At 26.1% G+C, this 19,408-nt stretch carries 20 protein-coding genes; 16 read left to right on the top strand and 4 right to left on the bottom strand.

Annotated features, from left to right (window positions below; all coding sequences use genetic code 11):
* Positions 1-120: 120 nt before the first annotated feature.
* The 5 genes from thrC to thiI all read left to right on the top strand — a co-directional run bounded on the left by thrC (position 121) and on the right by thiI (position 5,819).
* Complete coding sequence (gene thrC / locus AAT22_RS13345; protein WP_016206564.1) at positions 121-1,593, top strand: threonine synthase; 1,473 nt, start codon at positions 121-123, stop codon at positions 1,591-1,593.
* Positions 1,580-2,485 (top strand): homoserine kinase, encoded by a 906-nt coding sequence (gene thrB, locus AAT22_RS13340; protein WP_047001584.1) that lies wholly within the window; start codon positions 1,580-1,582, stop codon positions 2,483-2,485. The genes thrC and thrB overlap by 14 nt, the downstream gene beginning before the upstream one ends.
* On the top strand, positions 2,475-2,912 hold the full coding sequence (locus AAT22_RS13335) for an ACT domain-containing protein (protein WP_047001583.1): 438 nt from the start codon (positions 2,475-2,477) through the stop codon (positions 2,910-2,912). The genes thrB and AAT22_RS13335 overlap by 11 nt, the downstream gene beginning before the upstream one ends.
* Before the next feature lie 601 nt (positions 2,913-3,513).
* Positions 3,514-4,659: a cysteine desulfurase family protein gene (locus AAT22_RS13330; protein ID WP_047001582.1), complete on the top strand. Its 1,146-nt coding sequence runs from the start codon at positions 3,514-3,516 to the stop codon at positions 4,657-4,659.
* Complete coding sequence (gene thiI, locus AAT22_RS13325; protein ID WP_047001581.1) at positions 4,656-5,819, top strand: tRNA uracil 4-sulfurtransferase ThiI; 1,164 nt, start codon at positions 4,656-4,658, stop codon at positions 5,817-5,819. Before AAT22_RS13330 ends, thiI begins: the two co-directional genes overlap by 4 nt.
* A gap of 121 nt (positions 5,820-5,940) precedes the next feature.
* Here thiI and AAT22_RS13320 read toward each other — a convergent pair whose 3' ends face one another.
* Positions 5,941-6,357, bottom strand: a complete 417-nt coding sequence (locus AAT22_RS13320; RefSeq protein WP_047001580.1) for a hypothetical protein — start codon at positions 6,355-6,357, stop codon at positions 5,941-5,943.
* 106 nt (positions 6,358-6,463) lie between these two features.
* Entirely contained in the window at positions 6,464-6,985 is a 522-nt protein-coding gene (locus tag AAT22_RS13315) for a ferritin family protein (protein ID WP_047001579.1), read from the bottom strand.
* Positions 6,986-7,183: 198 nt separating this feature from the next.
* On the opposite strand from AAT22_RS13315, the gene AAT22_RS13310 reads away from it, so the two are divergent.
* Complete coding sequence (locus AAT22_RS13310) at positions 7,184-7,459, top strand: hypothetical protein (protein WP_016206557.1); 276 nt, start codon at positions 7,184-7,186, stop codon at positions 7,457-7,459.
* A 171-nt stretch (positions 7,460-7,630) separates the two neighbouring features.
* Here the strand turns inward: AAT22_RS13310 and AAT22_RS13305 are convergent, their stop codons facing one another.
* A complete protein-coding gene (locus AAT22_RS13305; RefSeq protein ID WP_052953965.1) occupies positions 7,631-8,332 on the bottom strand; it encodes a hypothetical protein in 702 nt (233 codons plus the stop codon).
* Positions 8,333-8,484: 152 nt separating this feature from the next.
* Between AAT22_RS13305 and AAT22_RS13300 the strand changes: the two genes are divergently transcribed.
* The 9 genes from AAT22_RS13300 (at position 8,485) to AAT22_RS13260 (ending at position 17,741) form a co-directional block, all read left to right on the top strand.
* Positions 8,485-9,243: a hypothetical protein gene (locus AAT22_RS13300; protein WP_047001578.1), complete on the top strand. Its 759-nt coding sequence runs from the start codon at positions 8,485-8,487 to the stop codon at positions 9,241-9,243.
* A gap of 199 nt (positions 9,244-9,442) precedes the next feature.
* Entirely contained in the window at positions 9,443-10,393 is a 951-nt protein-coding gene (locus AAT22_RS13295; protein WP_016206554.1) for a DUF4003 family protein, read from the top strand.
* A 12-nt stretch (positions 10,394-10,405) separates the two neighbouring features.
* Positions 10,406-11,452: a DNA polymerase IV gene (locus tag AAT22_RS13290; RefSeq protein WP_047001577.1), complete on the top strand. Its 1,047-nt coding sequence runs from the start codon at positions 10,406-10,408 to the stop codon at positions 11,450-11,452.
* A 110-nt stretch (positions 11,453-11,562) separates the two neighbouring features.
* Positions 11,563-12,237, top strand: coding sequence for a deoxyribose-phosphate aldolase (deoC, locus tag AAT22_RS13285; protein ID WP_047001576.1), 675 nt, complete (start codon positions 11,563-11,565; stop codon positions 12,235-12,237).
* Positions 12,238-12,797: 560 nt separating this feature from the next.
* A complete protein-coding gene (locus AAT22_RS13280) occupies positions 12,798-14,420 on the top strand; it encodes a hypothetical protein (protein WP_047001575.1) in 1,623 nt (540 codons plus the stop codon).
* Between the two features lie 156 nt (positions 14,421-14,576).
* The gene (locus AAT22_RS13275; RefSeq protein ID WP_047001574.1) at positions 14,577-15,533 is read left to right on the top strand and encodes a GTP-binding protein; all 957 of its coding nucleotides are present in this window, start codon (positions 14,577-14,579) and stop codon (positions 15,531-15,533) included.
* 10 nt (positions 15,534-15,543) lie between these two features.
* The gene (locus AAT22_RS13270) at positions 15,544-16,173 is read left to right on the top strand and encodes a GTP-binding protein (RefSeq protein WP_052953964.1); all 630 of its coding nucleotides are present in this window, start codon (positions 15,544-15,546) and stop codon (positions 16,171-16,173) included.
* Entirely contained in the window at positions 16,170-17,078 is a 909-nt protein-coding gene (locus AAT22_RS13265; RefSeq protein WP_047001573.1) for a permease, read from the top strand. The genes AAT22_RS13270 and AAT22_RS13265 overlap by 4 nt, the downstream gene beginning before the upstream one ends.
* 9 nt (positions 17,079-17,087) lie before the next feature.
* The gene (locus tag AAT22_RS13260) at positions 17,088-17,741 is read left to right on the top strand and encodes a membrane-spanning protein (RefSeq protein WP_047001572.1); all 654 of its coding nucleotides are present in this window, start codon (positions 17,088-17,090) and stop codon (positions 17,739-17,741) included.
* 65 nt (positions 17,742-17,806) lie between these two features.
* On the opposite strand, the gene AAT22_RS13255 is transcribed toward AAT22_RS13260, so the two are convergent.
* Positions 17,807-18,685 (bottom strand): cation diffusion facilitator family transporter, encoded by an 879-nt coding sequence (locus AAT22_RS13255; protein ID WP_016206546.1) that lies wholly within the window; start codon positions 18,683-18,685, stop codon positions 17,807-17,809.
* Between the two features lie 185 nt (positions 18,686-18,870).
* Here AAT22_RS13255 and AAT22_RS13250 point away from each other — a divergent pair, with 185 nt between their 5' ends.
* Complete coding sequence (locus tag AAT22_RS13250) at positions 18,871-19,392, top strand: putative ABC transporter permease (RefSeq protein ID WP_016206545.1); 522 nt, start codon at positions 18,871-18,873, stop codon at positions 19,390-19,392.
* Positions 19,393-19,408 lie beyond the last annotated feature (16 nt).

Raw genomic sequence — 19,408 nt, 5'->3', positions numbered from 1 at the left:
TCCTATATTTTTATTTTATATAAAGAAACAAGTGTTTTTAAAACAAAAACACTTGTGTTTAGACAGAGAACATGGTAATATAATCCTAAAGGATAATAACCTTTGATTTGGGGTGATTTTATGAGGTTTATTAGTACTAGAGGAGAGGAGTCTTATGTATCTTCCTCGCAAGCTATTATAAGAGGAATTTCTAAGAGCGGCGGGTTATATGTTCCAGAAGAATTTCCAAGATTATATGAAAAAATAAAAGATAAAGAAAATCTTAGCTATGAAGAAATTTCTTTTGAAATTGTTAAAGCATTTTTTACAGATTTCACTGAAAATGAAATCAAAATTGCCATTAATAAAGCATATAAAAATCGATTTAAAGTAATAGAGAAAAATGGATTTTTAGAATTGTATCATGGACCTACATCAGCCTTTAAAGATGCAGCTCTATTATTTCTTCCACAAATAATGAAAATTGCAAAAACAAAACAAAATATCAAAGAAGAAATAGTGATTTTAGCAGCTACTTCTGGGGATACTGGAAAAGCTGCCTTAGAAGGTTTTAGTGGAGTAGAAGGATTTAAAGTTATGGTGTACTATCCAAAGGATAAGGTAAGTGCAGTACAAGAAAGGCAAATGATAACACAAGAAGGTGAAAATGTAAATGTAGTTGGAATTAGGGGTAATTTCGATGAAGCACAAAGGGGCGTAAAAGAAATATTTGGGGATGATAAGTTTAAAGAAGAATTATTATCTAAAGGATTTAGATTATCTTCTGCAAACTCAATTAATATTGGAAGATTAATTCCACAAATAATATATTATTTTTATGGATACTTTCAATTAGTAAATAAGCAAAAAATAAAATTGGGCGATAAAATAAATGTTGTAGTTCCCACTGGAAATTTTGGGAATATATTAGCTGCGTATTATGCAAAGGAAATGGGGCTTCCTATTGCAAAATTTATATGTGCATCTAATGAAAATAAGGTTTTAACTGATTTCTTCAAAAAAGGAATATATGATAGAAGAAGAGAACTCGTAGTAACAGAATCTCCATCTATGGATATATTAGTCTCATCAAATTTGGAAAGGCTTTTGTTTGAAGCAAGTGGTAGAAATTCTGATGAAATAAAATCTTTAATGAAGGAATTGAACCTTAATGGGGTGTATAGTATTAATGGGAAATACAAAAGTTTTTTAAAAGACTTTTATGGAGAAAATGCTAACACAGAAGAAGTTTATAAGGCAATAAAAGATTTATATAATAAAGAGGGCTATTTAATGGATACTCATACTGCTGTAGGATATGTAGTGTTAGATAAGTATATTAAAGATACAAATGACACTACTAAATGTTTGATTGCTTCAACAGCAAGTCCATATAAGTTTCCAAGAAGTATAACAAAAGCTTTAGAAATAGATAATGAAGAAAATGGAGATTTTGAAGCAATAGAAAAGTTAAATAAGTTTTGTAAAATAAAAGTTCCTAACAATTTAATTGGACTAGATAATAAAGATGTTCTTCATAATTTTGCGTGTGATTTTGACGATATGAGACAAGCTCTTAAAGACTTTTTGGGAGGAAAACATGATAAAAGTTAAAGTGCCGGCAACATCAGCTAATATGGGTCCTGGTTTTGATTCTCTAGGGATAGCTTTTGATTTGTCTAATGAGTATGAATTTTCAGAAGGTGAAAATGGTATTAAATTTTACGGATTTAAAGAAGAATTTTGTAATGAAAAAAATATAGTTTATAAATCTATGAAGATATGTTTTGAAAAATACAATTTTAAACCTAAAGGGCTAAATATAAAGCTGATAAAAGAAGATATACCTATATCAAGAGGATTAGGATCGAGTTCTAGTTGTATAATTGCAGGGCTTTTAGGTGCTAACTATATTATGAATAACTTGTTGAGCTTAGAGGAACTTTTTAGAATTGGAGTTGAAATTGAAGGTCATCCAGATAATATAGCACCAGCTTTATTTGGTGGTATGGTAGTATCAGTTATGGAAGAAGATAATGTTATTTATAATAAGATAGACGTAAAAAATGGAATTAACTTTATTGCTTTAATTCCAAACTTTGAACTCTCTACAGCATTATCTAGAAGTGCTCTACCATCTAAGGTAGAATTTAAAGATGCTGTATATAATATAAGTAGGGTAGCCTTAATGATTTCCAGTTTTTCAAATGGAAGCTATGATTTGCTGAAATATTGTTGTAAAGATTCAATTCATGAGAAATATAGAAGCCCATTAATAAAAGATTATGATTTAGTTTATAATAAGTGCATGGAACTAGGAGCTTTAGGATGTTTTTTAAGTGGAGCAGGACCTACGATTATGGCAATTGTAAATAAAGATGATAAAAATATATTTTCTAATATAAAAAAATTTTTAGAAAGCAAAAGTATTCCTTGGGATATAAAAAAGCTTTGTATTAATAATCATGGGGCTATGACTTTTGAAGGAGATACTAATGAAAGGTAATTTTTTAGTTGTAGATAAAAGAGTTTTACCAGAAGTTTATGAGAAAGTAGTAGACGCTAAAAGGCTGCTAAAGGAAGGTAATGTTAAAGATGTTACGGAAGCGGCTAAAACTGTTAGTATAAGCAGGAGTGTCTATTATAAATACAAGGATTCAGTTTTTGCTTTATCAGAAACTGAGCAGGGGCAGAAGGTAACTATTAATATGATGATAAATGATAATAAAGGTGTACTTTCAGGAATATTGAACTATATTTCAGAAGAAGGTGGAAGTATAATAACAATTAATCAAGGAATCCCCATGAATAAAAAAGCAAATTTAAGTTTGACAATTGATACCTCTTCACTTAAGGGAGATTTAAAAACTTTGCTTGAAGATTTATCTAAAGTAAAAGATGTGGAGAAAGTAGAATTTGTAGCTATGGAATAAATTTAATAAGTTTAAAGCTTCTTCTTAGAAGTTTTGATATCTTGCAAATAGGTTGTTGAAGTGTGTATAGATTACATATATAGCAACCTTATTTTTATTTATAAAAAATCATAAATAAAAATTAAATCTTATTTTACACTTTAGATTTAATAAATAAATTTAGTTAAAGTTTTATTTTAATATAAAATGTAATTATTTATTAATAAAATATATAAAATATAATATAGTGATTTATAGGAGAATAGCTTTTGTTAGAAATATTATTATCAATATCAATGGTACTTTTAACTACAACTATAATACTTATGATAGAATACAAAAATATGAAAAAGAAAAATAAATGAAAAAAGGCTATTTCTAAATATATTCTCATTATAAAGCAAGAGTCATTTTATATGAATATATTAGAAATTAAGCCTTTATTTATTTTTTGAAATTTGATATAGTAGTTTTGGACATAAAAAGAGATAATAATATATGGTGAATTAATAGTTTATAGAATTATTATTTTATATTATTAAAAATTGGTAGATTTATTTAAGAAATATAGCAAAGATTAATACATATATAATGATATTTTATACATAGGGAGGGATAAAGTTTGGATATTTATTTTGACAATAGCTCAACAACAAAACCATATAGAAAAGTTATAGAAGAAGTAGTAACTGCAATGGAGGAATATTTCGGAAATCCATCATCTCTCCATAAGATAGGAATGAAAGCTGAAAGGAAGCTTACAGAAGCAAGAGATTTCTTAGGTAAAAGCATAAATGCATCAAAAGAAGAAATATATTTTACATCAGGTGGTAGTGAAGCAAATAATTTAATAATAAAAGGATTAGTAAAGCCAGGACATCATGTTATAACAACTGTATTTGAGCATCATTCAGTTTTGATGACATATAAGGAGCTTGAAAAAATTGGTGTTAAAGTCACATATTTAGATGTTAATAGAGATGGGAAAATATCTTTAGATGAATTGAAGGAAGTTATATGTAAAGATACTGTATTAGTTTCTATAATGCATGTAAATAATGAAATAGGAACAATACAGCATATAGAAGAAATAGGTAGTATTATAAAAGAAAAAAGTTCTAGAGCAAAGTTTCATGTTGATGCAGTTCAATCTTATGGAAAACTAAATATAAATGTAAAGAAGATGAATATAGATATGCTATCAATTTCTGGACATAAAATTCACGGACCAAAGGGAATAGGGTTTTGTTATATAAAAAAGGGTATAGTTTTAAATTCATTAATAAATGGCGGAAGTCAAGAAGGTGGATTTAGAGGTGGAACTCAAAATGTTCCAGCTATAATTGGTTTACATAAGGCAGCAGAAATAACTTTTATTAATCAAGAAGAAAACTTTAACTATGTAAAAAATTTAAAACAATATATGATAGAAAAGTTACAAGAAATAGATGATTTAAGAATAAACAGTCCTTTAAGAGAAGATTTTACACCTTACATATTAAATGTTTCATTTATAGGTGTAAGAGCAGAAGTTTTACTTCATTTATTAGAAGATAAAGATATATTTGTGGCTACTGGATCTGCATGTACTTCAAAAACTAGTGCATCATCTGGAAGTTATGTAATAAGAGCTTTAGGATTAGAAAAAAAAGAAATAGAAAGTGCTATAAGATTTTCATTTTCAAGGTTTAATACTAAAGAAGAAGTTGATGAAGTTGTAGAAGTTTTAAAGGGTTCATTAAATTTTTTAAGGAGAGTAAAAAAATGAATAAATTAATATTAGTAAAATATGCATCAGAGATTTTTTTAAAGGGCTTAAATAGAAATAAGTTTGAAAAAAAATTAAGAGATAATATAAAGAAAAAATTAAAGGGAATTAATTATGAATTAATTTCTGATCAAGGCAGATATTTTATTAAAGCAGATGATATAGAAGAAGCTACTGAAAGAGTAAGAAAAGTTTTTGGTGTTGCTGAAGTTTGTATAGTAACAGAAGTACCAAGAGATATGCAAGCAATAAAAGAAGAAGCGTTAAAAAAAGTTAAGGATGCTAATCCTAAAAACTTTAAGATAGAAACGAATAGGGCAAATAAGGTATTCCCTAAAAATTCATTAGAGACTTCTAAGGAAGTTGGAGCATATGTAGTTTATCATATGGATGGATTAGAAGTTAAAGTTAAAAATCCAGAATGTCTAGTAAATATAGAAATTAGAGAAAATGCATACATATATACAACAAAAGATAAAATTAAAGGTGCTGGTGGTTTACCATATGGAATAAATGGAAGCACTATGCTTATGTTATCTGGTGGGATAGATTCACCTGTTGCGGGATATTTAATGGCTAGAAGAGGTGTAGAATTACATTGTGTTTATTATCATAGCCACCCTTATACTTCTGAAAGAGCAAAGGATAAGGTTAAAGATTTAGCTAAAATACTTTCTACTTATACAGAAAAGGTTAAATTGCATATAGTACCATTTACAGAAATACAAATGGCAATAATAAATGGATGTAGAGAAGATGAATTAACAATAATAATGAGAAGATTTATGATGAGAGTTGCTTGTGGTTTAGCAGAAAAATATGGCATCCAATCAGTAGCAACAGGAGAGAGTATAGGGCAAGTTGCTAGCCAAACTATGGAAGGCTTAATGGTAAGTAATGATTGTGCTGATAGACCCGTATTTAGACCACTAATAGCTATGGATAAAACAGATATAATGGATATAGCAAGAGGAATAGGAACATATGAAACTTCAATATTACCATACGAAGATTGTTGTACTATATTTGTTCCAAAGCATCCAAAAACAAAGCCAAGAGTAGAATCAATAAGAGAATCAGAAAGTGTATTAAATATAGATGAACTAGTAAATAAAGCAATAGAAGAAACAGAAGAAACAGAAGTAGTTATTTTTCAATAAAGGAAGCAATTAACTATTAACAATTAAGGCTGATAAAAAACAAAGTTTTTATCAGCCTTAATTTAAAATTTTGATTTTAAGTTTACTAAAAATCTTCCCAAATTGTACATTGTTAATTGATTTATCTCGCTCTCATTCGAGTTGCTTGTTGTCTAGCTTTTTTTATCTGACTGTGATCAAATGGATGTAAATCTTTCTTTGTAGTTAAGTTAGCTATATTGGAAATAGTGATAACTTCAGAATCAGATTTTCCTTTTTCACCTTCAATTCCCATGATGATTATTTTATGACCTTGTTTAACATCAATAAAAGTTGGCTTTTTAAACCACTTTCTAGCCTTGTATTGAGTTTTAACTACACCTTTACCCATATCTGGTTTAACTAAAATATGAGCAGTTAAAATTCTTAAAATTCCTAATATGTTCTTTTCTTCAATTTTTACAGATAAAACAGTACCAGCAGAACTAGTCATTCTATCTCCATATTTATCCATATATGCATCTGTAAAGTATTTACTCATTTTATCTTTGAAACCCATAATTAAAACTCCTTTATATCTAAGAAATATTTCATAATAAAATAATTATAATAACAAGGTCATTATAACATAATTATATAATTTGTTAAATAAAAAAATAAATTTATTATTTACCTATTTCTTTTTCATATAAATTACTTAAAATTTTTATATGAAGTTCTTCATCTAAGATTATTCTATTAATAATTGCAATGATATTTTCGTCATCAATTATATTAGCAGTCTTTCTATATTGTTCAATTGCTTCCCTTTCACTCTTAATATCAGATAATAAAATTTCTTTTAAACAAATATCTTTGGCTATAAATTTCGAACTCCAATAAAGGTCTTTATTTTTTTTTCTTAGTAAGAAAGTTGGGTTTTCGCCCAAAGCTATCAGTAATTCTCCTAAAATTTCTAAGTGATGCATTTCAACGATTGCAATTCCCTTTAAAGTATTTTTGATATAATCACTAGTTATTAATTGATGATAAGTATACTGGGTAATAGCAGTTAACTCAGAAACCTCTCCAGCATAGCTTTTTTTTATTAAATCAGCATAAATAGAATTTTTATCATATACTTTAATTTTAGGATAAGGCAAACCTAATGAATAACTATCTTGAAGATCTTTATAATCACCTTTCATAATAACTCCTTTAAATTATTTATCATTATAATATATGATTAAGTTTTTTATAGTGACAGGATTTTGTAAAGCAAAATATTATTATTACCTTCACTATTTTATCTTTTTCATTTAAAATTAGTAGTTGAAAATATTTAATTTGAAAAAGTTTCATTTTAAATTATTTGATATTATCAAAATATAGAAAGGGAGAAAGTAATGAATATAGTATTTAATGAAATAACACAAAAAGCTTTGTTAAAAGAAATTGAAAAAAGTGAGCATAATCATATAAGAGTAAAGGTAGTGGCTGTTGGATGCGGAAAACCTGCTTACGATTTATATGCAGATTTTATTTCAGATGAGGACTTTGAGGTTACTATTAATGAAGTAAGGTTTGTAATAGCTAAGCAAGATGAGAAGTTATGCAATGATATTGAAATAAAATATGATAAGGAAATTTATAATAAAGATTTCTATATAAGAAGTTTATAAGATTTTAATGAATATATAAAAAGTTATTTGTGTATCAATTTTTATGACTTATTAAAAACAAAAAAGATGAATGATTTTATAATTCATTCATCTTTTTCATAATACTAAGAGGATACTATTTATATTGCATCCATTTATATTATTTACTTAAATATAATTATTATTCAAAGTTTATTTAACTAAAATTAAATATTTTGATAAATCTATCTTATATTCTATTAACATTTCAATTATTGTATCTCTGAATTCATTCTCAGGAGACTTTTTAGAAATAATCTCTGGTAAAGTTATGTTATAATACATTATATCCCTTGAAAATTTATAATTTTTATTAAGAATATCAGCAGTTTTTATAACTATATCATTCCAGTCATCACTCTGGACTTTAAAGTTATCTAACTTAAATGATAATGGTGTTTTATCAGTAAAATCATTATATATTTCTAAATAATTATTAAGAATAGACTCATCTAAGGGGAGATATTCCTCTTCCTCTTTTTTTGTGGTAGAGTCAAATTTTTCATTTTTATTTCTAATACTATCCATCCAATCAATATATTTTTCAATACTAATACTAATATCATAAAGCCTTACAGATATTTCTCTATATTTGCCACTTAAATTAAAGTTTCTTTCATTTTTTATTATTGAACTAGATGTATCTTCAATAAAATCTATAGATTTTTCTAAAGTATTTTTTAAATTTGTTAAAGAATTTGCTATTTCTATAGAAGCTTTAGGAAATTCTTTAGTTATAAATTCTATTACCTCTGTATCTATTATTGGATAGTCTTCCTTTTTTTTTATTATAGTATCTTCTTCTACTAACGAACTATTAGAAGATTTTAATAAAGAGAATTTTTTATTAGCCATTGGTATTCCTTTCAAAATTATTTCTACGTATAATTGTACTAATAAAAATTCATATATATAACTAAAATAATAAATTTACATAGGGTAAACAATAAAGGAAGTTACACATATTATGTATTATCTAAACTTCAAGATAAAAGGAGAGAATACAAATGAGAATATGTTTAACAAGAGTAAGACGTAATACTTTATCTACAGGAACAGAATGTAATTTATCAATTTGTGCAGATGGAGCCTTTGGAAGAGCGTTAAGAAGAAATTTACCTGGATGTATATGCGGAAAAGGAATAAAAATAAATATTATAGTAAGGAATTGTGATGGTGTTTTACCGGCCCCGGCTCTTCCATGTAATAATTTATTATCAATTTCTAGTCCTATAAGAGTAATAAGAAGAAATCCATGTTGTAATAATATTGGTTTTGATAATTGGGATATGGATAATTTTAATATTTCTGATTTTGATACTGATACATTTGATAATAGCATTATTAATGAAAGTGAGTCCTTCGGAGTAGAAAATTTTAATTTTGATGAATTAAGTTGTACTAGTTGTGGTAATAATGACTTAAATAGCGGTAATTGTGATTTATCATCAGGAAATATTAGTAGGGGTTGCGGATTGAGTAGAAATTCTATGCCAGAAGAATTTGCTATAATAGTAAGATCTTTTAATCCTGCACTTTCAAGATTCTTATGTAAGTATCCACAAACTTATGTAACAGACTGTGATAATACTATAAAATTAATTTTTATATTTGATAGAAATGGAAGTGTACCACCATATGAGAATATTTCTAACTCCTCCAATTGTTGTTCATGTGGATTTGGTGGATGTGGATGTGGATTCGGTTGTGGCTGTGGAGGTTTATTTGGATTAACAGCTCTTGCATTATTATTCTGTTGCTGTTAGTTAAAGTTAGATAATTAAATTTGAATCTAAATGAACAAAAGATAAGTTTAAGTGCCAAGGTAAGATTAAAACCTTACCTTGGCTTCTTTAAGTTAAATTTCAGAAAATGTTATAATTTTGTTATGAAACTGACACAATTTTTATAGTATAATAGTCTTGGGGAATTAATATGCTTAAAGTAAAGTGAGGGAGTATTAATATGGAAAAACTTCTCATAGACAAAGTTAATTTAACGATTGAGAATTATAGAGCTGCAAAAGAGGATTTAAGAAATGATGGAGATTTAATTAATCATTTTGCATCTTTAGTTTTTACTCATTATGAAAAAGAAATTCCGTTTGAAAAAGTAAAAGAAATTAGAAAATATATAAAATCTACTTCATCAAGAGTTTCACCATTTAGAGGGGAAATGCTTTATATTTTATCTTTATTAATAGCATTGGAAGAAACAAATGAGTACAAGCTAATAGAAGATATATATGAAACGATGGAAACACTAAAATTTAAAGGATTTAATGAATGTGATTATTTAATATTAGCAGCTTTTGTTATAGCTAAATATGGATATAATAAGGATAAATATGAAATAGTTAATAAAATGAAGGATGTATATATTTTATTAAAAGAAAAATATTATAATATTACTGGAGAAGATGATTATTTAGTTTGTGCATTATGGGCATTAAATGATATTGATGTAAGTACAATTGATGAATTTATAGAAAGTATTTATACTCATATGGCAGAATTAAATATAAAATCTAAGAATGGTATTCAGGGGTTAACAAATGCTATAATGTTAAATGGATCTTCAGGGCACATGTACAAGACTATAGAGTTTATATTACAGCTAGAAAAAAGAGATATAAAATTAGCACAACAATTTTTACCTTTACTTGGAATGCTAACTAATAACGATATAAGAAAAAGTTCTGATTTAATTGAAGACGTAGTAGATATGCTTTGTGAAGAAGAAAGTGAATATGAATATTATATGGATAAAGGGTTTAGGAATATTATAGCAATAACAATAATATCATTTTCAACGATATCTGAAAATAGAAATTATATAGATGAGTTATTAGCCTTAGGGGTATATTGTTTTATAAAATCTAAAAATAAAGGAATGTTTGCAGAAGCTCTAGCGTAAAAAGGAGAAAATATGGAAAAGGTAATTTTACATGTAGATATGGATGCCTTTTTTGCATCAGTTGAACAACTTGATAATAAAAAACTTAGGGGTAAGCCAGTAATCGTTGGTGGAGTAAGTGAAAGAGGAGTTGTATCAACATGTTCATATGAAGCTAGAAAATATGGAGTGCATTCTGCAATGCCGATATTTATAGCACAAAAATTATGTCCAAATGGTATATATTTAAGAACAAGAATGTTTAGATATAAAGAAGTTTCGGGGCAGATTTTTAATATTTTAAGAGATGTTACAGAAATTATAGAACCACTTTCAATTGATGAAGCTTATTTAGACATAACTAATAGTAATTTTGATAATGGAATGGAAGCTGCAAAATATATAAAAAATAGAGTTTTTAAAGAGATTGGACTAACTATTTCTGTAGGCATATCATATAATAAATTTTTAGCAAAATTAGCTTCAGATTGGAATAAGCCAAATGGAATAAAAATTATAACGAAAAATATGATTCCAGAAATACTTTTACCATTGCCTATTTCAAAGATACATGGACTTGGTAAAAAATCAGTAGAAAAACTAAATAATATAGGAATATTTCTAGTTAAGGATTTATATGAAATGCCTAAAAATTTTTATATAGAATACTTAGGTAAATATGGATTGGAAATCTACGATAGAATAAGAGGTATTGATAATAGAGAGGTTAAAATTGAAAGGGATAGAAAGTCTTATGGGAGAGAGAGAACACTAAAGAGTGATACTAATGAAAAAGAAGAATTATTAATGTATTTAGAAAATTTTTCTAGAGAAATAAGTAAAAGTCTTTTAAGAGATAATGTTGAAGGAAAAACAATTACAGTAAAATATAAAACAAGTGATTTCCAAAGTCATACTAGAAGCAAAACACTAAATTATTATACAAATAACTTTAAGGATATATATAATACATGTAGGGAAATACTAGATAATGAAGAAATAACTCAAGGAATTAGGTTAATAGGAATTTCTATATCATCATTTAAAGAAAATACTATAGAACAATTAAAGTTATTTTAAACAAAATATAAATTAATATATTTATTTATAAACTAGCTTTATTTACTATTGTTTTTCATTTATAATAAATTCCTGAAAGATAAACTTGAGATACAGGAGGATAATATTAAATGAATAAAAAAGATTTAGCAAGAATGATAGACCATACAATATTAAAAGCAGAAGCAACTGAAGTGGAGGTAGAAAAACTTTGCACTGAAGCTTTGGAATATAATTTTGCATCAGTATGTGTAAATCCTTCTATGGTTGAAAAAGCTGCAGAAATATTAAAGGGTAGTGAAGTAAAGGTTTGTACAGTAATAGGTTTTCCTTTAGGAGCAACAACAACAGAAGTAAAGGCTTTCGAAACAGAAGACACAATTAAAAAAGGTGCAACAGAAGTTGATATGGTTATAAATGTTGGAAAACTTAAAGAGGGAAATTTAGAATATGTAAAGAAAGATATAGAAGCTGTTGTTAATGCGGCAAAAGGAAAAGCTTTAACTAAAGTTATAATAGAAACTTGTTTATTAACTGATGAAGAAAAGATAACTGCTTGCAAGTTGTCAAAGGAAGCAGGAGCAGATTTTGTTAAGACATCTACAGGATTCAGCACTGGCGGAGCTACAGCAAGGGATATAAAGTTAATGAGAGAAACAGTAGGACCTGATCTTGGAGTTAAGGCTTCAGGTGGAGTAAGAACTAATGCAGATGCTTTAGCTATGATTGAAAATGGTGCGACAAGAATAGGTGCATCAGCTTCAATAGCAATATGTGAAGGAACTGAATCTAACTCCAATTATTAATATTTAAAACTTTTATTAAATATAAATAATTGCGTAAATTTATTTGGGAAATAAAGTTTTTCATTAATTATTAATCCATATATTGAACATTTTTTATAACATTAAAATAAGTCTATAGGCAAATAATAATAGTGTAAGTTATAGGAGGTGTTTGATATGACTAATGGATGTGGTTGCAATAAAAATAAAAAATCAGAAGAAAAAAAACATATTGATGAAAGTGGAAGTCATGGAGCAAAAAAGACAGCTACAAATAATCAATGGGGTAAATAGTAACTAAAAAAAGTCTGTAATAAGCAAATGTTTATTACAGACTTTTTTATATTACTAGACTATATATTCTATTTCAAATTTCAGTGAAATTGTTTTAATTTATTATACAATATTTTAAAATTATATTTAATAAAATTCAGTAAGGATGTTGAATTTTTAGAAAGGTACACAGAATAATACTTGAGTCTTCAAATATGTATAAATATTTTAAAGAAATATATTTACAAACATCGCATTATATTGCAATATATACTATATAATAAAGTAAAAAATATCGGGGGATTAAAATGGATAATATAAGGAACTTTACACCAAAAGAAGGATCATTTTTAAAATACGTAACTTGGCTATTAATAACTTATTCAATAGTAGCAATATTTTTATTTTTTAATGGTAAGTTAGTATTTGATATTACGTTGAACTCATTTTATATTGTTGCAACATTTGTTTTAGTAACATTAATTTATTCTACTTTTACATTTAGTAAAAAATATATGAATATTGCATTAATAGTGGCAGGAGTATATATTATTCTAATGGGAGTATTTAGTCCTATAGTGAGTTACAAGGCTCATAGAAAGCTAATTGGTGATGTAAAAAGTATTGAGTTTACTAATGAAATAGATCATATAGATCTAAAACAATTACCAACAATAGATAAAGATTTAGCATATAAATTAGCAGATAAAAAGTTGGGGGAGATTCCTAGTCTAGGTAGCCAAGTAGAAATTGGAGATTTAACATTACAAAGTATCTCTGGACAACTTTACTATGTTGCTCCATTAGAGCATTCATCATTATTTAAGTGGTTTACCAATAAAGAAGGAACCACAGGCTATATAAAAATAAGTGCAACAAATCAAAGTGATATTCAATTGGTAACTGAAGTAAATGGAAAAGATATTAAAATAAAATATTTAGATTCAGCGTATCTTTTTAGTGATTTACGAAGAGCAGCTTATTTAAGAGATATGAAAGCAGGTCATACTGATTTTACATTTGAATTAGATGATGAAGGTAATCCGTACTGGGTAATTACAAGATATGATAATGCTATTGGATTATCTGAATCAAAAGCAATAGGAGTATTGGTACTAGACGCTCAAAATGGGGATTCTAATATTTATTCAATAGAAGATGCACCAAAATGGATAGACAGAATTCAACCAGATAGATATATAGAAAACTATATAAATAAATGGGGAGAACTTATACATGGAATATTTAACTTTAGTGATAAGGATAAATTAAAGGCTACCGAAGGAATGAATTTAATATTTAATAATGAAGAATGTTATTATTATACAGGAATAACATCAGTAGGAAATGATGAAGGATTGGTAGGATTTATGCTAACTAATACTAGAACTGGTGAAGCAAATATGTATAAAACTTCAGGAGCAACAGAAATAGCAAGTATGAAGTCAGCAGAAGGGAAAGTTCAACAGTATGGATATACAGCTACTTTTCCGTATTTAATAAATATACAAAACGAACCAACTTATTTTATGACTTTAAAGGACTCTAATGGATTAGTTAAGCAATATGCTATGGTAAATGTTGAGAACTATAATATAGTAGGGGTTGCGGATTCGTTACAAGGAACTCTTAATAAATATTTAGAAGGATTGACTGATACTAATATTTCACTTGAAGGAAGTAATAATGAAGAAACTTTAGAAGGAGAGATTGAGAGAATTGGAGTAGTAGTTAAGGATGGAACTAGTATTTATGATATAAAAATTAAGGGAAATAATAATATATTTTCAGTTTCCACGGAAACATCAAGAGAAGTCGCATTAAGTTCTGTTGGAGATAAGATATCGGTTAAATTTATAAAATTTGGAGATGGAAAATTCATATTAACAAACTCATTTGAAAATATTACTTTAAATAATAACGGGAATTAATACAAATAAAGAAAAGCATGAATTGATTAATCAATTCATGCTTTTCTTTATTTATATTAATTTCATATTTTACTAATAAAAGTAGTAATATAATTTGATTTTATCACATAAAATGTTTAGAACATTATATAAGTAAGTTTTATATAGAGGTGTGAAATGAAAATAAAAATAGATATTTATTCAGGTTTTTTAGGCGCTGGCAAGACTTTTCTTATGAAAAAACTTATTACAGAAGGAGCTTATGAAAATAATATAGCAATTATAGAAAATGAATTTGGAGAAGTTAGTATCGATGCAGCAATTTTAAGAGCGTCTAATATAGAGGTAAAGGAAATAAATTCAGGATGTATTTGTTGTCAAGTTACAGGAGATTTTAAATCAGCAATTTTAGAGGTTATTAAAGAATACAAACCAGATAGAATAATAGTTGAACCTTCAGGAGTTGCAAAATTAACTGATATAGTTAAAGTTTTTAATGATGAAAGTTTAAATGAAAAGGTAGTTATAGACAATATAATAACAGTAATAGATCCAGAAAAATTTAATAGTTATATTGAAAACTTTAAAGAATTTTATGAAAATCAAATAATAAATGCAAAGAAAATAGTGTTAAGCAGAACTCAAAAGTTAAATTCCCAAGATTTTGGAGATATTATTTCAAGAATCAAGAGATTAAATAAAGAAGCAATTATAATAACTGATGAATGGAGTAAATTAGAAGGGAAATTTATACTAGAAAATAATCATTTAGAAGCTAGTAAATATGAAGCTATAAATATAAAAGGAAGCAAGTTGAATAAAGCTAAACTAAGTAAAAGAATTGAAGAGCATAAAAAAGCAGATGAAATTTTTGAGACTTTTGCTATTTATCCAAAAGCTAAAATATCAAAATTAGAGTTAATATCTAAATTTAAGTTTATATCATCATCAAAGACTTATGGTGATGTATTAAGAGCAAAAGGGATAGTAACGCTATTGGATGGCAGTAATGGACAATTTGATTTTGTAAAAGATGAATTTCAAATTAGAGAAATAAAAAATGAATCTAAAAGTGTGATTTCTTTTATAGGAATTAAATTAAATAAAGATCAACTAAAAAGTCTTTTTAAATAAGGAGTAAAAAGTGAAGAGTAAATTAGAAATAGTAAGTGGATTCCTAAGCTCTGGAAAAACATCTTTTATAAATTCTTATTTAACAACAGAAGTATGTAAGAATGAAAAAATATTAGTAGTTCTTTTAGAAAAAGGAACTACTAATATAGTAAGAAATTTAAATTATGTTAAAGTCGTATATCTAGAAAAAGTTAATAATATAAAAGAACTGTTATTAAAGGAAATACAAGAGGAGAAATATAATAGAATAATAATTGAATTTAATGGAACACATAATTTGAACATAGTAACTGATTTACTTAAGGATAAAAAAATAAAAGAAAAGACAAGCTTCTATGGGAACTATTATGTGGGAGACTGTAGGAATTTGGATGTATATATAAAGAATATAGGAGAACTTATAATTCCATTTATTCAATCAAGTAAGCTTATAATATTAAATAATATAAATTATATGAATGAAGAGAAGAAAGAAACTATAGTAAAAACTATAGAAAATATAAATTTTACAGCACCTATAATAAAATCTTTTAGTATAAATAATTTAAAAGACGATTTGGATGCAAGTAATTACTTTAAAGAAAGCAAATTAACTAGAAAGTTTAAAACTCTTTTTAATAAGGGGGAATACAAAAAATGAATATAACTATATTAGAAAAATGGGCCAATACATTTATTAGTATGATATTAGAAGCGTTGCCATTTATATTAATTGGAGCTTTAGTTTCAGCAATAATACAAATGTATATTTCAGAGGAGTTAGTAAAAAGAATCTTACCTAAAAATAAATTTATATCTATGTTATTTGCTGCATTAATAGGAGTTTTTATACCTATATGTGAATGTGCTATAGTAACCATTGCAAAAAGCTTAATAAAAAAAGGGGTGCCCATTGGAGTAGCAATAGTCTTCATGCTTTCTGTTCCTATTGTAAATCCTGTAGTTATATTATCAACTTTTTATGCATTTAGTGGAATAAAAGTGGCTTTAATAAGAGTTTTAGGGGGAATAGTATGTGCTATAGTAATAGGAAGTTTAATGGATATATTATCTACAAAGAATAAGGATATAATAAAAAATAACAATAATTATGATATCATGTGTGATTGTGGATGTGTAGCAACTAATTATTTTTATAATAAATCTAAAATAAGATTATGCTTAGAACACGCTAATAAGGAATTTTCTAATATATTGAAGTATTACATATTAGGCTCTTTTTTATCTAGTTCATTTATAGTAATGGTTGATAAAGATATGTTAAATATAATGTCAGGTGGAAAGTATATACCTATAATTATAATGATGACATTATCATTTTTACTTTCTTTATGTTCAGAAGCAGATGCATTTATAGCAAGAGGATTTTTAAACCATTTTGGATTACCAGCTACTTCAGCATTTTTAATACTTGGACCAATGCTGGATTTGAAAAACTCTATAATAATTGGATCTTATTTTAAGAAAGGCTTTGCACTTAAGCTTATAATATTAATTCCCCTAATTGTACTAGGTTTTTCAATAGCTTTATCAATAATCATATAAGGAGGTAGTATGAAGAAATTTAATGTGGATGAGTTTATATGGTTATTAATATTAATACTGCTTACAACATTTATTGGATATTTATTATTTTCAGGGTATATATATAGGTTTTTAAGCGCAAAAACTGCAAAGAATTTATGGATAGCTTTAATAATATTACCGATACTTATTTTAGCACAAATATATAAAGTAATAAGTTTCAATTCGAGAAAAGATAGTTCTATTAGCTATCTACCAATAATATTGACTTTAACAATAGGAGTATTTATATTATTAAATGATTTTATAATACAAGAGAGTATGAATATAAATGTTTATAGTTTTAAAAATAAGATAGCAGATGAGGCTCTAGAAATATCGTATGAAAATCATCATATAATAGAAGAAATAGATGAAGGTGGAGAAGAATTTTTAGGAAAATATATAATATTTACTGGATTTGTTCATAGACATAATAATGAACAAAAGTTTCTTTTAGCAAGAGAAGAAATGAATTGTTGTGTGGCAGATTCTGTAATTATAGGTTTAAAGTCAATTAGTAAAGATAACTTTAATGATGGACAATGGATAAAAGTCTTAGGAAAAATAGAATATGATGGAGAGTACTACTTAAACATAATAGAATATATTAAGGTGAACCCACCGAATAACCAATATTTTTAACTTAAAAATGACTAGTTATATGTTTTATACTGTATAACTAGTCATTTTAATTTGATAAAATAAAGTTATTTTTTATTTGGTTCTACATGAATTATTACATCTATTTTTTTGCCCAGCTTGTTAATTAAAGTATTTTCAATTTTATGAACTAAACTATGTGCTTCATCAATATTTAAATTAGAATCAACTTTAATATGCATATCTAAAAACACATAATCTTTAAAACCTCTAGAGCGTATATTGTGAACATCTTTAATATCATCAAATTCTTCTAAAATATCAATAACTATTTCTTCATCTAATATTACTTTATCAGTTAAAGGAGAAATATTATCTTTAAATATTTCGTAAGAAGCATGAAGTATGAAAAGAGAAACTATAAAAGAAGTTATTGTATCAACTATAGGAGGAAATCCTAATTTTATACATAATAATGTTATTAAAACTCCGCTAGAAACAAATATATCACTTTTAGTATGAAGAGAATCTGCAATTAGTAGTTGACTATTAAGTTTAATTCCTTGTTTGTTTTCATAAACTGCAACAAATATATTAATAAATAATGTTAATAATATAATAACTAAGCTCTCTACACTAATTTCTAGTATAGATGGATTAAACAACTTGTAAATTGAAGATTTAATAACGCTAAAAGATATAAATAAGAGCATAGTTCCAATGAACATACTTGCAATTGTTTCAAATTTTTTATGACCATATGGATGCGAGCTATCTTTAGGCCTAGATGCTAAAACAATACCTATTATACCTATTATATTTGAAGCACTATCAGAAATAGAATGAAACCCATCAGCCATTACACTGGAACTATTTATTACTAAACCAATTAATATTTTAGAAACGGCAACAATTAAGTTAGCCCCTAGTAATACTAACAATATAAGCTTAACTTTTTTATAATTATTATTTTCTATTTTTCTCATTTCCTTTACAAATAATATATAATTCCATTTTATTCTTACAAATTATAAAAGTTACACTATAAAAAAGATAGTAATTATAGGAGTTTAAAAAAGAAGTTGTTAGAAAAATAAAAAGGGGGAAGGGGGAATTAATAAAGATATTTTGGTTAAACTAAAGTTAAAATTACTAAAGGTTGGTGTATATAATGACTATAATAAATTTTATTATATTTAACTTAATATTATATTCAATTATAGGATGGTTAATTGAAGGCTTGTATAGCTATGTTGTATCTGGAAGTTTTAATAAAGAAAGATTTATGAAGGGGCCATATAAACCAATGTATGGAATTGCTTTTACTATTTTAGTATTATGTGATAAATATCTTAATATTAACATAGTATTAAAGCTTATACTATATTTTATAGTTCCTACAGCAGTAGAGTTTATAAGTGGGTATTTATTAAAGGAAATGTTTAACAAACAATATTGGGATTATTCAAATCTTAAGATGAACTATAAAGGATTAATAACACTAAGATTTTCTTTTTATTGGTTTGTACTATGCTATATAGGTTTAAATGTAGTTCAACCTATAATAAATAGTATATATTTAAGTTTAGAAAAGGGTTTTAGAATATCAAATCTTATCTTCAGTTTTGTAATAATATTTGATTTAATAATAACAATAAAAAGTTTATATAGAAGTCTTGCTATTCAAAATTAAGCTTTAAATATACATA

The organism is Clostridium sp. C8 (assembly GCF_001010885.1).
GTDB lineage: Bacteria > Bacillota > Clostridia > Clostridiales > Clostridiaceae > Clostridium > Clostridium sartagoforme.
This window is presented reverse-complemented; position numbering and strand designations above follow the sequence as displayed.

What these genes read in the sequence shown, in the direction of transcription:
- thrC (WP_016206564.1), top strand. Translation starts at nt 121, where the DNA reads ATGAGGTTTATTAGTACTAGAGGAGAGGAGTCTTATGTATCTTCCTCG.
- thrB (WP_047001584.1), top strand. Translation starts at nt 1,580, where the DNA reads ATGATAAAAGTTAAAGTGCCGGCAACATCAGCTAATATGGGTCCTGGT.
- AAT22_RS13335 (WP_047001583.1), top strand. Translation starts at nt 2,475, where the DNA reads ATGAAAGGTAATTTTTTAGTTGTAGATAAAAGAGTTTTACCAGAAGTT.
- thiI (WP_047001581.1), top strand. Translation starts at nt 4,656, where the DNA reads ATGAATAAATTAATATTAGTAAAATATGCATCAGAGATTTTTTTAAAG.
- AAT22_RS13320 (WP_047001580.1), bottom strand. Translation starts at nt 6,357, where the DNA reads ATGGGTTTCAAAGATAAAATGAGTAAATACTTTACAGATGCATATATG.
- AAT22_RS13315 (WP_047001579.1), bottom strand. Translation starts at nt 6,985, where the DNA reads ATGAAAGGTGATTATAAAGATCTTCAAGATAGTTATTCATTAGGTTTG.
- AAT22_RS13310 (WP_016206557.1), top strand. Translation starts at nt 7,184, where the DNA reads ATGAATATAGTATTTAATGAAATAACACAAAAAGCTTTGTTAAAAGAA.
- AAT22_RS13305 (WP_052953965.1), bottom strand. Translation starts at nt 8,332, where the DNA reads ATGGCTAATAAAAAATTCTCTTTATTAAAATCTTCTAATAGTTCGTTA.
- AAT22_RS13300 (WP_047001578.1), top strand. Translation starts at nt 8,485, where the DNA reads ATGAGAATATGTTTAACAAGAGTAAGACGTAATACTTTATCTACAGGA.
- AAT22_RS13295 (WP_016206554.1), top strand. Translation starts at nt 9,443, where the DNA reads ATGGAAAAACTTCTCATAGACAAAGTTAATTTAACGATTGAGAATTAT.
- AAT22_RS13290 (WP_047001577.1), top strand. Translation starts at nt 10,406, where the DNA reads ATGGAAAAGGTAATTTTACATGTAGATATGGATGCCTTTTTTGCATCA.
- deoC (WP_047001576.1), top strand. Translation starts at nt 11,563, where the DNA reads ATGAATAAAAAAGATTTAGCAAGAATGATAGACCATACAATATTAAAA.
- AAT22_RS13280 (WP_047001575.1), top strand. Translation starts at nt 12,798, where the DNA reads ATGGATAATATAAGGAACTTTACACCAAAAGAAGGATCATTTTTAAAA.
- AAT22_RS13275 (WP_047001574.1), top strand. Translation starts at nt 14,577, where the DNA reads ATGAAAATAAAAATAGATATTTATTCAGGTTTTTTAGGCGCTGGCAAG.
- AAT22_RS13265 (WP_047001573.1), top strand. Translation starts at nt 16,170, where the DNA reads ATGAATATAACTATATTAGAAAAATGGGCCAATACATTTATTAGTATG.
- AAT22_RS13260 (WP_047001572.1), top strand. Translation starts at nt 17,088, where the DNA reads ATGAAGAAATTTAATGTGGATGAGTTTATATGGTTATTAATATTAATA.
- AAT22_RS13255 (WP_016206546.1), bottom strand. Translation starts at nt 18,685, where the DNA reads ATGAGAAAAATAGAAAATAATAATTATAAAAAAGTTAAGCTTATATTG.
- AAT22_RS13250 (WP_016206545.1), top strand. Translation starts at nt 18,871, where the DNA reads ATGACTATAATAAATTTTATTATATTTAACTTAATATTATATTCAATT.